Source organism: Pseudanabaena biceps PCC 7429, assembly GCF_000332215.1.
Lineage (GTDB): Bacteria > Cyanobacteriota > Cyanobacteriia > Pseudanabaenales > Pseudanabaenaceae > Pseudanabaena > Pseudanabaena biceps.
This window is the reverse complement of record NZ_ALWB01000149.1, coordinates 1-13,585: the sequence shown is the minus strand read 5'-3', so window position 1 is coordinate 13,585 and position 13,585 is coordinate 1. Positions and strand designations below refer to the sequence as shown.

Here is a 13,585-nt window from a genome sequence, read left to right as displayed (position 1 = left end):
GTATCCCTGACTACCAAGCTTTTCAAACACAAGGAATTACCATTGGCTCTGGTGCTGTTGAATCTACTATCAAGCAAATTGGGCGTAGAATCAAAATATCTGGTGCTCAGTGGAAGCGCGATAATCTTCCCCAAGTTCTTAAACATCGTTGCGCTTATCTCAACCTCAATCTTGCCTAAGTATATTTACTCAGTGCCTAATTGAGATGCTCCCGATCGAATAGGAGTGACAATATATCAATTTTTTGATTATTTAGTCCCAACAATTGCTTAACTCGTTTTATGGGTTCTAATTCGCTGATAGTTTGATATTCATTGGGCAATTTGTCCCCAAGTAGAGTAGCGATCGCTCGTTGATGTATTTGTAATGCAATTTGGTAAATATCGTTCTCAGGCAATCCAAAGTCCATAATCGGCAATTTGTCTAAAATTTCCAGTAGTATAACAGGATATAAGGAAAGGGGGCTTTCCAAGGTTTGGGTTGTTACAACTTGTTGTAATCATGGGAGGGGTTGATTTAAAGACGGACGAGGGAAGACAGACGAGGAAATTAAAAAAGGAAGAATGAAGAACGAAACTTAATCCTTTAATTATGTTTGATCCCAAAAGCTTTACATTTTTCTTTTTTGTTTCTTCATCTTTTCTTCTCTCTTCGATCTTCATTCTTCCGTCTTTTCTAAGAGTTTCCGTCCCCTTGCGGGGTAAAAAAATTGAAACCTTTCATATTACAGCCTACAAAAAGAACTGTACGTTTCCGTCCCCTTGCGGGATAAAAAAATTGAAACTTTTAGATTCCTATAATGGTTAAATTTCAAAAGTAAAGTTTCCGTCCCCTTGCGGGGTAAAAAAATTGAAACTATTGAGCTTTTTACAATTCAAAACTGCAAAATTAAGTTTCCGTCCCCTTGCGGGGTAAAAAAATTGAAACTAAAAAACAAGCAAGCAACCAGCAACAGGTTACGTTTCCGTCCCCTTGCGGGGTAAAAAAATTGAAACACTTCGACGATCGCTATCAAGAACACTCTGCCACCTGGGTTTCCGTCCCCTTGCGGGGTAAAAAAATTGAAACCTTTTTCTTTGTTGTTTCAGTTTCTTACTTGTTTTTTGTTTCCGTCCCCTTGCGGGGTAAAAAAATTGAAACACTTGGGGTACTAACTTTAGTGCTGGGCTTACTGTTTCCGTCCCCTTGCGGGGTAAAAAAATTGAAACCTGAACAACATTCAGCTTCGTACTAGTGGTGCCTAGTTTCCGTCCCCTTGCGGGGTAAAAAAATTGAAACCGTTGTCCAAGCAGACGTTGCTGCAATATCTGTGTTTCCGTCCCCTTGCGGGGTAAAAAAATTGAAACTTTTGGTCAATGGTGCCTCAATAACTGGAACTGTTTCCGTCCCCTTGCGGGGTAAAAAAATTGAAACGATATGGGACAAGCAGGATTAATTGGAAACACTATAGGTTTCCGTCCCCTTGCGGGGTAAAAAAATTGAAACCTTGCCTTCTTGCTATTTCTATCACTTTGATTTCGTTGTTTCCGTCCCCTTGCGGGGTAAAAAAATTGAAACTTTTAGGTACTTTATCCTTGGTAAAGCCTGAAATGTTTCCGTCCCCTTGCGGGGTAAAAAAATTGAAACTCAAAAAAAGAAGTATAGGATCAAAATGTATTAAGGTTTCCGTCCCCTTGCGGGGTAAAAAAATTGAAACCTTGGTGGTGACTGGAAGCTACCAAAGCTAATTGTTTTCGTTTCCGTCCCCTTGCGGGGTAAAAAAATTGAAACACGTTGTGTTACCTAAACTTAACACTCTCACGTTCCTGTTTCCGTCCCCTTGCGGGGTAAAAAAATTGAAACGAAAGCCTTAGAAAGGTTGTAAAATCATCGCTCGACTATCGAGTTTCCGTCCCCTTGCGGGGTAAAAAAATTGAAACCATTAGGAGCACTTGTTGGTATTGGTATCCAATTTGGGTTTCCGTCCCCTTGCGGGGTAAAAAAATTGAAACCGCCACTGGCTTCGGAAACGAAAGTGGAACAGTTTGTTTCCGTCCCCTTGCGGGGTAAAAAAATTGAAACTATATGCTTGACTATTTGGTTTGGTAATTCAGCTAGTTTCCGTCCCCTTGCGGGGTAAAAAAATTGAAACACTACGATTGCTGGAGAACAAATCCAGCCAGCGGGATTGTTTCCGTCCCCTTGCGGGGTAAAAAAATTGAAACCTTACTTGTTTCGATCATTGCACTCTCGGGTTGGTTTCCGTCCCCTTGCGGGGTAAAAAAATTGAAACTAGCTGGTCGACCAGACGCGAATGCCGTTAAGTTTCCGTCCCCTTGCGGGGTAAAAAAATTGAAACTCTGCAATCAGCTCAAACATATCCAATTTGCATGTTTCCGTCCCCTTGCGGGGTAAAAAAATTGAAACTACAGACTGCACCGACTGAAGCTCAGAAGGTAAAGTTTCCGTCCCCTTGCGGGGTAAAAAAATTGAAACAATTACAACCTGTTGGTGTATTCATTGCATTACTAGCAGCGTTTCCGTCCCCTTGCGGGGTAAAAAAATTGAAACCCTCGGCTTCTGGAGGGCTTGCCTAGAGAGCGTTTGACAACACGAAAATTCTTGGGGGTAAGAAAATTGTCAAATTATTGAGAATAGCTTTCAATAAGGCTCCTTCAAAACAGGCTCAAACCCTTACTGGGAGAGCGAGTTCTTGGGGTTGACGAAGTTATGCGGTTTTCAAGGTACTGGCTGACCCCTAGAACTGATCAGCGTTGACGCTAGTGTAAATTATCTAAAACCATACGTCAATGCCTTGGATTTTGGGGTTTATAGGGCAGCCCACGATCCTTAGTCAAGTCAGGCAAAGATATCTTCATCCCCTGAGTGCTTTCATTTGCTACAAACCATTCAAACGACTCACCCTTAGCCTCTTGCAGACGAGGATAATGTATAGGCTTATTGTCATCAAACCCTTTCGCAGCTTGGCAAAATGCTTTGATGAACTTAACATTTTGAAACTTTTCCCTGTAAACCTGACCCACCTCATCTTGAAAAACCTGAATAGTTTTTTTAGCTGCGTCATTATCTGGTGCGTCAACCAAGCTCAAATTAGAGTAAAACTCTCGCCAGTGATCGCCTGTCCGCAAATCTGTATTCTGCCAATTGATGCTCAAAGAAACACTGCCAAAGCCAAAGGGCTTACCCCCACCAAGACGATGATAGTGATCTTCAGGCAAAGACAAAAGCCACAGCAAACCACCTAATTCAACGCTAGAGAGATTAGTGACATCAATATCAAACCTAAAATTAGTGTTTGGGTTCACCCAGCCCTTAATCGATCGGTTCTGATCGCTGCGTTCAGTTTGTCGATACTCTTGATCGGGATCTTTAGGATTTGACCAATCACTAGCTTGATGATGGGGATATACCTTGCGCCCACGCAAGCCTAGATCTGTATTACCATATCCATCCTGCTTGTTAATCCCTTTGTCTAGGGGTGTTCCTTGTTTATCCTTGGCAACATAAAACCTTGCTTGCTGTGGTTTCGGCTGTCCGAGTATCCCCAGAGTCAAACCACTTGGAAATTCCTGAATAGCGTCATCCTGTGCAGATTCACATTTGACGCTATGAATCCGTAAATTACCTTTATAAGCTCCCTTTCCATCCTTCTCCTGATTTACCCAACCAAATACGCGATCGGCGGTCGAAAGCTCATCCAGATTGTTAGCAAGATGCAGAGTTTGAGGCAGTAAATCAATAGGAGGTTCGTCATACATAGCTCTAGAAATCATTACAGGATAAAGTTGCATAACTTTATATCCATTAGAATTTTTCTCTAGATAGGCATAGCATAAAGTTCCATCATTAAGTTTTAGTTCTGTATGACCACCAATAACATGGCGAGACCAGATCAAATTGTCTTCTCTAGATTTACCTGCATGGAGTTCTTGATAGTCAGCAATTAGGTTTTCCCAATCTGACTCATGATTAGATTTAGGTACGGCATACTTCAAGGAACCCTGATGGCAGAAAAATACTCGCTCATCATGCTTTCTTTCAATATTTCGATTAGTAATGCAAACATAACCATCAGTTGAGAGCATCTGTTCATTTGGTACAGGCTGATGATTGCCGTAACTTTGTCCTCTTACTGGTTTTTGCCCTAGATCTTGCTCATATGGCACAATCCTTTTGACCAACCAGTACCGAAATATAGTCTGTAACCTACCGTCTCTATCAGTTTTCGTCTTCTGCCATAACTCCAACCAAACACGAACATGGTCTCCATGCTGCATTCCTTCGTAGCCAACATTATGATTATGATTGCGTCTATATTGAGGGAGCCAAGCCGCATACATGAGATCATCAGGCAATTGCCATCTTTGTCTTCGATCGTTCCAATTAGGAACCTCTTCAGATGTGCCACACATCAATCTAATTTGATCCCCTTCAACTCTCACAGGCACTAAACTTAATCCATCGGTTGCATTCATCCTATAGAAAAGCCGATCGCTATGTTTTTCAAGCACACCTAGACGTGAATTAGTAACAGCCTCATAAGCCGATCTCAACATCCCTTTAATCGAAGTCGGCGGTAAATATGGCTTACCATCTGCACCGATGCGTAAAGGGAAAGTTTTATGCGCCTCTTTCTCGTCACTATCACAAATGTCAGGAATTAATAGTGGTGTTTTGGTTGTCAGCGTTACAGAGATACGTCCACTCCAGCGATCGCTCTGATACACACCATGCCCCATCCCAATTTTAAGAGGATTGCGATCGCCCAAATCTCCTGATATATCCTCACGGGGTAAAAACGGAACAAAGTTATAAGGATTATGAAAATCACCTTTTACTTCAGACTCACGAAGTGCTTGATTAGCGTTAGGGGCAGGTATTACTCTTCTATTACCAACAGGCTGATTTTGATTATTAGCATTAGCATTTGGTGTTTGAAAAGGCTTATCTTTTTCTCGAACTTGGCTAGGTTGTCCGCCCACTACTTCTAGATCAACTTCTAATCCATTAAGTTGAGCGATCGCTTTTAGCCTCAATTGTGTTAGAGAGTCAGATAGTTCAGACTCTTTGATATTCATTGAAACTGTCTTGCCCTTAGCATTTGTAAATTCAACTTGTACGTTTTTTTTGTTAACGACTAATTTGCCAACTGTCATGAATTTATCCTCAGAAGATCTCGTTAATTTTTAGTAAAACTTTTTAAGCAAACTAGTCGCTCCTCAACTACAGCAACATTGCCATGATCGTCTACTTCCCGTAAGTACTCAATCACTTTCAGAATAACTCGTTGCTCATTCGTTGTAATATCAGCGATCGGGACATCCATCGCCCCAATTCGCGCCGCCCCAAGACGACTCCATCCCTCAGAACTTTTCGGAGAACTTGCCATCCCTTCCCCCCAGAGGACATATTGCTGTGGCAGAGACTCAAAATATTTGAGGTTGCATTCATCTTTAAAAATCGCTGAAATATTATCTTGAGATATTAAAACAGCGGAACCTATGCCACTACTGAGATTAAGCCATCGCAACTCTGAAGTTTCATTGAAGATTCGCGCTTCAAAAATTGGAGCCGTTTCAATCTCTTTACCAACAAAGTCTCTAAGACTTCCTCCTTCTAACTTAGCAAACTGACAAGCTGTTGGCGAATATAGCAAGGCGATCGCACTATTATTAAAGTGAGCTTGACAAGCCGCAATAGCATCTTGCAATGAAATATCTTGAGATTTTCGTCCATTCAGTGTTTTGAGATTGCTCATGATGCTGTGCCTCCTTTAACTTCTGTTTTACGATTTGTTTGAGAAGCGATCCATGCTTTCCAACTTGCAGTCAGAGTATTGAGTAACTCAGGACTAAGAGGGTTGAGATTGCTATTTTCTAGTTTCACATCTGCTAAAGCGGCTAATTCTGGATCTAACCCATTGCCAGTAACTTTGATGCTATCTACTGCGATCGCGCCCATACCACGATTAGTCGCATAGCCCAACGGGATTTTGCTTAGCATCATGTCTCGTAAAACTAACAGGACTAAAGCGATCGCGGCATATTGCTTTCTCTGTTCTTCAATCTTCCAATTATCGATCTCTACACATCGTTTTTCTGGTTTAATTCTTCCAATATCGATCTCTAACACAATTGGCTCCCACTCAAAACCAATAGGTTCAAGAGTACTATAAAGCATCTGATCGGCGGCTCCACCAGTCCAGCGATCGATTGCAACGTGCATTGCTTGCTTAGTATCTAATAAACCTACCGCACCAAGAGAAGTTCTTAGTTGAGCTTCTGTTGTCGCAGATTCAATATTTGCCCAAGATTGAGGGGTGATATCTAGATTTGCATAACAATCAATTACACTCAATGCCCCAATGCGACCTTGCTGATCCCCATTTTCGATTTTGGCAGCTTTACCAAATAGCTCACTAATTAGCGGCACATCAATTTGAGTAGGATAGTTTTGCTTGACATAGGGATTGCTCTGATCAACAATTCCTATTCCTAAAACTGTCCTTACAATCCGTTCTGCTTGAGTTCTTAGCGAACCCTTAATCGAGCTACCTGGTAGCACAAAAGTGACTGATCTGCCATTAGCACTAGTCAGGGGCAATATATCTACGGCAATTCCATCACCTTCAGCTTTTACCATGACAGGTTCGACAGGATGCCATGAAATCGAGATCGCTAAATTAGTCGATTGAGAACTATTTGTTGAGGCTGTATAGACAAATGGTTGAGCAGCATCTTCTGGCTTTGCTTCCTTTGACTGATAACCTAGTGCCGCTAAAATGCCTTTCCTTGTTTGGAAATCACGGGTTTGGATATCCCAATCTGTTCCATTTAACTTGATGCGTCCTAATCCGCGTGTTTTTGCCGCGCCGATGGGGATTTTGCCAGTTTTGAGAGCCTCAAGCAAATGGGCGATCGCTTGTTCAGAGGATTGCCATGCATCATCACTAATCTTGTCTTTTCTCTCGATGATTAACAAGATATTTAGCTCTGTGCCTTTGGGTAAGACTGCGCGATCGTATTTAAAGTTATCAACAGCAGTTCCCAATTCGCGATCTATGCCGACTCCATCACGCACCTCGAAATATAGATTTTTTTGCTCAATGGGAATATCAGCAACTGTAATAAAGCTGGCATAGCCATCATCGTTCCCTTGGCTAGATTCTATGCAACCAAATATTGAGTCAGATATTTCTGAGTCGTAATTACGAGACATCCAATTACGGAGCGCACCAGCTAAACTTGTACCAGGAATATAGTAATTTCCCTGTCCATTAACTGCCAGAGCTAGATCGACAATTGTCCCAGCACTCATACCACCAACGCTAAGGGGACTAGTGGTAATCATGGCTCCCGAAATATGCCATCGAAAATGAAGATTGCGTGCCATTTAATTTACCTCCTGAGCGATTTGGGTTTGTTCAGAATCTTGAGATTGTTTCTTTTCTATATCTCGCTTATGAGCACGAATGCAAGCATCAATCAGGGCATAGAGTGCTTCTGCCCATAGCTCTTGTTTAAGCTCATCTTCACCTGTATCGGTTAGGGTGATTGGTTCTAGATTTAATGCCAAATCTTCCCAAATAACGTGTGCTTCCGTCAGATATAGTCTAATTTTTCCTAGACTTTGACTAAGCCATTTGCCGCTACGACTCTTGTTTGCCAAGACATTGGCTAACCATAGGATCGCTTGATCGGTATCATTAAAGTTTTGAACTTGACCGAGAACTGAACGTAAAGCTCCAAGCTGGCTCATAGTTGGTTTGTCCTTTTCTATGCCAATATACAAAAGGGTTTTGTAATCTTTCGCTCTTGCCAATACCTTCTGCTGAATCGCCTTCTGCCATGCCGCACGTTCAATGATTCTGGCATAACGGTGAAAAGGGATTAGGTTTGGTGGAGGATCTGCTTGTGGTTTATTCTCATCGCTAGGTTTTAGATAGGTTAATCCAGATAATGACTCAGATAAAAATGGATGGTTAAAACGTACTTGTCCATAACCTTCGGCTCGACGTTCACCAATACCCGATCGCTCTATTGCGGTCAGCTTGGCTGAATCTAGTTCACCATCAATTATCTCAAAACGAATACAACTGCCAGCACCTAAGCCAACTAATGACGGACGTGGTAGCTGCCAACGGACTTGCCATGAGTCAATCCGATGCGATCGCGCAATACCTATTTTTTCTTCAGGCAACTTGAGTTTTATGTCTAGTTTGGCTTCTAATTGCTTTCTCAAATCATCTAAATTGTTGGTAGGACGCAAGCGATCGTCACGAAGTAACATATCTGAAATCAGCCATACTGTGAGTTCTGTAACATCCTGCTCTGGTTTTGGTGAAGAATTTGGCTCTGCTTTATCATCTAAGACTTCAACCGTGACTCTGCCATAGTCATCCTTTTTCGATTGCCCGATCGCAGTTTCACCGCCAAGGATTTTTTGCCAATGTGCTTGCGTTTGACCGATACTATTAGCTATATGCTCGCGTAATCGGACTTCAGCTTGAAAGATTGTCCCTGCGGCGATCGCCTCATAGGTATAGACACCACCCGTTTTATTTGTAGGACGTTGAACAGTATCTTCGACAATGTTGTGGGTTTCGGCAGTAATTTCCACTTTTTGATAGTTGGGATATTCGAGACTGTCACTGTTAACAGCACAGGTCAGATACCCTCCTCGTTCAGCTTTTAATTGCGTAGCTTTAGAATCATCATCAACAAAACGATTATAGATTTTTGCGCCCTTGAGTAATCCGCCCCCAATCTTTTCGGTAGAGAGGATGAAAGGAGTAGGATAGCTTTGAGTCTGTTCAATCGCGATGGTGGCATTAGTAATGACGAGATCGTTATGGGCGATCGCACTGTCGATGGATGTGGCAAAGTCGGGATAATATTTAACAATCTGACGACGTACCATCCTGAGTAGATGGGTTCCAGGGATGTAGTCAAGGGTTTCGACAACGTTACCAACTGTGCGTTTAGCAATCACAATCGGGCTAAGAGCCGTAATTTCTAGACGGATAGTTTGCCAAGAATTTTCTTTGCCTTCGCTGCGATCGCCTGCTTTGGGTTGATGAGATTGAATGGCGACTTTAGGAATAATGGGTAAAGTGAGGCTTTCGGAGTTGAGATAATCACCGAGCCATTTTATCCATTCATCAGTTGTAACGCCTTCGATAGTGACCTGACATTGACCATTCCCACGTCGCCGCTTGCCACCAATCTTGGTAAAAAATTTGGTGCTAGCAACTAGAAGCGCAAAGCAAAGCTGTTGTAGTTGAGTGTCTTCTGGTAATTGCAACTGACAATCAGCGCTGAGGGTAATACCTCCCCGCACAACTTCTTCAAATCTAAGATGATCCTCTAATGCACATCCAGTTTCATGATCGATTTTGACTCCAGCCTTTACAAAGGCGATCGCTTCTTTCAGTAGTGGCTTGTTTTTTAGAGCGTTGCTAAGCGTCTCTGGGAAATGGGCTGCACGAATCGATAGAGCCGATTCGCGTGGAGATATGGCGATCGCGCCTTTTGCTAATGCTGGTTGATCGCCAAATAGATAATCTAGTAATTTTGAGAAGTAGGCATTTGATGCGCTATCGTCTAATCCATTGACGAGGAGTTCGCAAGCATCTCGCCAAATGCCTGTAATAGTTTTAGCGGGCAGGTATGGTAAACCATCACGATCGCGTTTGACTAGACGATCAATGTCGCCGCGTCGTCCTGTACCTGAGCCAATATGCCAATCACTTTCCATCGCGATCGCGATCGTAAAATTAGTTGGTACTTCTAGAGATGAATTGTTGGTCATGGTCGCTGCTCCGCTTTAATATCAAAATCCAAAAAAGCCGTTACATCCATTGCATCTAGTAAACTAGTTGTGTGAACATCAGAATCTTGCTCTTTATGGAATAAAGAACCTTCACTATCTTCAAGATTTGCAAAGTCATAGCGTCCTTTAATCATTTGATAGTAGCCATTAGCTGCCTCTCGTCCCATGTAGAGATGCGATCGCAGAGTATGAACTTGACTATTAGGTAATTTACTCGGTAGTTCATGATCGACTTCTTGATCTGGGTTGAGTGCTTTAGCTTTGCTACGCAGAGCATTCCAATCATGGCGAGTTGCCCATGCTTTACCATTGTTTTCTGGAATATCGTCAATGTTTGTAACTACATAGGGGCTGTTGTAGAGCAAAGTTTGACCATTATCAACTTGTTGTTTTTCGCGAATAGTATCGAGGTCTGTGCCACTAGAGTCATAAAGGATATGAAAATCAATCGCAGAGCAAGGATATGGCTTGGTTTCAGTACCTTTAAGCTGCGTAACTTTGCTTTTAACAGTTTTTGCAGTTTTGAGTAACTGTTCGGCGAGGTGATATGCGACTGAGAAGGGGAAATGGGGCTTAACGATCGCTATACCTGCACAGGCAGAGAGACGCGGTACGCCTAAAGCAATTTTGGCTAGTTCTGGGACGATGGTGATTGTTTTATCCCCAATTATTTGATTAAGAGTAGTCTCTTTTTCAAATTCTTTCAAAAAATATACGGTGAATTGTAGTGCATATTGAGCATTGCAGACAACGGTGAGATCGTCTCCACCTAAAACTAAGGGCGCGATCGGCAAGGATGTTGTTTTTTCCTTAGAGAGGAAGGTCGCTTTTAGGGCAGTTACAAATGCTTTTTCGGTACAAATGTCGAGGGCGATCGAAAACTCTCGCACGCGCTCAGCATATTCGCGATCGCTTAATGAGTTAGCATTTTTATTTTTTTGTTGGATTAGATCAAGCAAGTGTTTATCAAAACTCAAAAATATTTCTCCTAATCCATTGCCATCAGCATGAATAATCGCTAGCCATTGAGTTTCATCGGCAAAGGTAAGGCTTTCAGAAAGTTTCAAAGCTGGGTCATAACGTCTCAGCATTGCCGCAATTCTTTGTTCGCCATAGATATGATTTTTGCGTTTTGCCATACTTACCGCAGAGTAAGGGCTTAATGTACTTTCTTCGGTATCTTCTGCGCTATCTTTTGACAGTTCGGCGGCGGGTAATCCGCTGGTGGCGCATTCATCGACGATGGGCAGTCGTAAAAAGCGCATATCCATCGATGGACGTTTAGCCTTAACTTCCTCAAATTGTTGATGTACTTGCCTGATCGCTTCTGCCAGTTGTCCTGACTCTCCCAATTCAAAATCATCAGAAATTACGCCACAAAGATCGATGCCTGGGGAGTCTCTGAGTGCAGCATAGGTTGCCCAACGAATGATTGTCTTGCCTATTTCTTTTTCGCTGACAAGCAGTAGGGCTTTGCCTGATGTGGCAATGATGACTTCTACTTTTGAGTTAGTATTACCATCTAGGCGTGGGTTTTGTTTAGGGTCTAGCAAGTTCCAACGCAGTTCTTTGCTATCGGCTGACCACAATGATGCTTGTTTGCGGATCTCGGCTACTGCGTCTAGCACGCATTTTGTCCCAGCCCGATAGGTGAGTTCTGATGCCCCAATATTTTCTTTGAGTTTATTGGTAGAGAAAATATAGCTTTGATTGCCCGATGTTTCTAGCAGTACAAGATGCATAATCGGTGATTTTATATGAATTTCGGGCAGTATAGCAGGATATATGGAAAGGGGGTATTCCAAGGCGGAAGATGGAAGATGGAAGAGGGAAGAATGAAAACGGGTTTTAAAAATTGCAATATTTTCGTATTCTTTTAATCCTCATTGTATTTCTTCAGTCTTCGATCTTCCCTCTTCCGCCTTCGCTTATCTGATGCCTTATCCATGCTCTAAACTCGCGTATCAATTTGTTATCGTCGTTAGATACTGACTGCTCTAAAAATTGATTAAGAATCATGCAAGAAACCATCGGGAAAGCAAGACTAAATTCGCTTTCTAGGTATTCATTGGCTTGCAATTGATAGATTCGGACATTTGAAGCACTATATTTCCATATTTCGGGTACGCCGAGATCTCTGTAAATTGCAAATCTACGGTTGCTAGGGCTTGTAATATCAACTTCAACAACTAAATCAGGAGGTGGATCAGTGGCAAGGTCAATTTCACGTCCACTAATGCGATCGCTATTTTGAATATAAAAACAACAATCTGGCTCTACGCCTACGGCTAAGTCTTCTCGGCTTAATGTTGTGGAACCAAATCCCCGAATGCCTAAATCTAATTCTTCTGTCAGTGCAATAATAATTCTCTCTAGGATATAGTTGATGGTTTCATGCAATCCTAAAGGCATTTTTATTTCTAAAACTCCGTGATAATAAGCTAAATGAATCGAGCGTTGGCTACCCATGTCCGTGAGCATGGCTTGATAGGTTTGCCAACTAATATTTGGTAGTACAGCGTTATTAGCTGGGCTAATTTCTAGGTTAGATATTGTTGCTGTAATAGGCATGATTGTTTACTACTGTTCATTAAAATTTAGAAAAATCTAAGAAGTGCTACATATATAACTTGTAACACAAAATAGATCTTCGGCATTGGTTAGCTAAGCGGGGATAGATGCTGAATTTTTTATTTCTTCGTCTTCTCTTCCCTCTTCGATCTTCCGCCTTTCCCTTACGTTTCCGTCCCCTTGCGGGGTAATGGGCGTAAAAGGTAAGAGGAAAGGCGGAAGAATGAAGATCGAAGCAAGACAAGGAAAATAATTTCATCCAAGCATAATAGCCTTCTCGATTTCGTCTTTTCTTCATTCTTCGATCTTCATTCTTTTCTCTTTCTCTCCCGTTTCCGTCCCCTTGCGGGGTAAAAAAATTGAAACAGTTGGGGTACGGACTGTCAGAGGAAGAGAAAAGTTTCCGTCCCCTTGCGGGGTAAAAAAATTGAAACTCTGATGATGTTCATACGGTCACCTTTGGGGGCGTGTTTCCGTCCCCTTGCGGGGTAAAAAAATTGAAACCCATGTTCAGTTGCAGCTTGGGGAACTTGTTTGGTTTCCGTCCCCTTGCGGGGTAAAAAAATTGAAACTTTGAGGCAATTTTGTTGACCAACGGATACACCAGTTTCCGTCCCCTTGCGGGGTAAAAAAATTGAAACAATCTTTACCAAGTTGTCTTCGGAAACGGGAATTATGGTTTCCGTCCCCTTGCGGGGTAAAAAAATTGAAACCAATTTGGATTACCCCTTAAACAAGGTAAGTTTGTTTCCGTCCCCTTGCGGGGTAAAAAAATTGAAACTAGAAGCCATTGGCACAACTAAACATAACAAGTTAATGTTTCCGTCCCCTTGCGGGGTAAAAAAATTGAAACTCGGAACTTATTTCTGAGTTTAGAAAACTTGGACTGGTTTCCGTCCCCTTGCGGGGTAAAAAAATTGAAACGCATCTGTACTGAAAAGAACAGCGGCGACTGGAAGTTTCCGTCCCCTTGCGGGGTAAAAAAATTGAAACACAGCAAGTTGCAGATGCAATCGCTTTAGCAACTGTTTCCGTCCCCTTGCGGGGTAAAAAAATTGAAACTCTTCAGACTGCTCCAACTGAAGCAATGAAGATCAATGTTTCCGTCCCCTTGCGGGGTAAAAAAATTGAAACTAGTGTACAAGTTGACACTACAAAAATTTCAATTGTTTCCGTCCCCTTG

At 42.2% G+C, this 13,585-nt stretch carries 7 protein-coding genes, 1 pseudogene and 2 CRISPR repeat arrays; of the genes and pseudogenes, 1 reads left to right on the top strand and 7 read right to left on the bottom strand.

Going from position 1 to position 13,585, the window contains the following annotated elements:
* Nucleotides 1-179 (top strand): annotated as a pseudogene (locus PSE7429_RS27245) (ISKra4-like element ISMae18 family transposase); the annotation flags it as partial.
* Between the two features lie 17 nt (nucleotides 180-196).
* Here PSE7429_RS27245 and PSE7429_RS15570 read toward each other — a convergent pair.
* The 7 genes from PSE7429_RS15570 to PSE7429_RS15540 form a co-directional block, all read right to left on the bottom strand.
* Nucleotides 197-409, bottom strand: a complete 213-nt coding sequence (locus PSE7429_RS15570; RefSeq protein WP_009628215.1) for a hypothetical protein — start codon at nucleotides 407-409, stop codon at nucleotides 197-199.
* 272 nt (nucleotides 410-681) lie between these two features.
* Nucleotides 682-2,550: direct repeats of the CRISPR family, unit length 35 nt; unit sequence GTTTCCGTCCCCTTGCGGGGTAAAAAAATTGAAAC.
* A gap of 236 nt (nucleotides 2,551-2,786) precedes the next feature.
* Complete coding sequence (locus tag PSE7429_RS15565) at nucleotides 2,787-5,156, bottom strand: TIGR03986 family type III CRISPR-associated RAMP protein (protein WP_009628214.1); 2,370 nt, start codon at nucleotides 5,154-5,156, stop codon at nucleotides 2,787-2,789.
* Between the two features lie 23 nt (nucleotides 5,157-5,179).
* A complete protein-coding gene (csx19, locus tag PSE7429_RS15560) occupies nucleotides 5,180-5,758 on the bottom strand; it encodes a type III-D CRISPR-associated protein Csx19 (RefSeq protein ID WP_009628213.1) in 579 nt (192 codons plus the stop codon).
* A complete protein-coding gene (locus tag PSE7429_RS15555) occupies nucleotides 5,755-7,392 on the bottom strand; it encodes an RAMP superfamily CRISPR-associated protein (protein WP_009628212.1) in 1,638 nt (545 codons plus the stop codon). Before PSE7429_RS15555 ends, csx19 begins: the two co-directional genes overlap by 4 nt.
* The gene (locus tag PSE7429_RS15550; RefSeq protein WP_009628211.1) at nucleotides 7,393-9,810 is read right to left on the bottom strand and encodes an RAMP superfamily CRISPR-associated protein; all 2,418 of its coding nucleotides are present in this window, start codon (nucleotides 9,808-9,810) and stop codon (nucleotides 7,393-7,395) included.
* The gene (locus PSE7429_RS15545) at nucleotides 9,807-11,573 is read right to left on the bottom strand and encodes a Cas10/Cmr2 second palm domain-containing protein (protein ID WP_009628210.1); all 1,767 of its coding nucleotides are present in this window, start codon (nucleotides 11,571-11,573) and stop codon (nucleotides 9,807-9,809) included. Before PSE7429_RS15545 ends, PSE7429_RS15550 begins: the two co-directional genes overlap by 4 nt.
* 154 nt (nucleotides 11,574-11,727) lie before the next feature.
* Nucleotides 11,728-12,402 (bottom strand): Uma2 family endonuclease, encoded by a 675-nt coding sequence (locus PSE7429_RS15540; RefSeq protein WP_009628209.1) that lies wholly within the window; start codon nucleotides 12,400-12,402, stop codon nucleotides 11,728-11,730.
* Nucleotides 12,403-12,733: 331 nt separating this feature from the next.
* Nucleotides 12,734-13,536: direct repeats of the CRISPR family, unit length 35 nt; unit sequence GTTTCCGTCCCCTTGCGGGGTAAAAAAATTGAAAC.
* Nucleotides 13,537-13,585: the final 49 nt, after the last annotated feature.

What these genes read in the sequence shown, in the direction of transcription:
- PSE7429_RS15570 (WP_009628215.1), bottom strand. Translation starts at nt 409, where the DNA reads ATGGACTTTGGATTGCCTGAGAACGATATTTACCAAATTGCATTACAA.
- PSE7429_RS15565 (WP_009628214.1), bottom strand. Translation starts at nt 5,156, where the DNA reads ATGACAGTTGGCAAATTAGTCGTTAACAAAAAAAACGTACAAGTTGAA.
- csx19 (WP_009628213.1), bottom strand. Translation starts at nt 5,758, where the DNA reads ATGAGCAATCTCAAAACACTGAATGGACGAAAATCTCAAGATATTTCA.
- PSE7429_RS15555 (WP_009628212.1), bottom strand. Translation starts at nt 7,392, where the DNA reads ATGGCACGCAATCTTCATTTTCGATGGCATATTTCGGGAGCCATGATT.
- PSE7429_RS15550 (WP_009628211.1), bottom strand. Translation starts at nt 9,810, where the DNA reads ATGACCAACAATTCATCTCTAGAAGTACCAACTAATTTTACGATCGCG.
- PSE7429_RS15545 (WP_009628210.1), bottom strand. Translation starts at nt 11,573, where the DNA reads ATGCATCTTGTACTGCTAGAAACATCGGGCAATCAAAGCTATATTTTC.
- PSE7429_RS15540 (WP_009628209.1), bottom strand. Translation starts at nt 12,402, where the DNA reads ATGCCTATTACAGCAACAATATCTAACCTAGAAATTAGCCCAGCTAAT.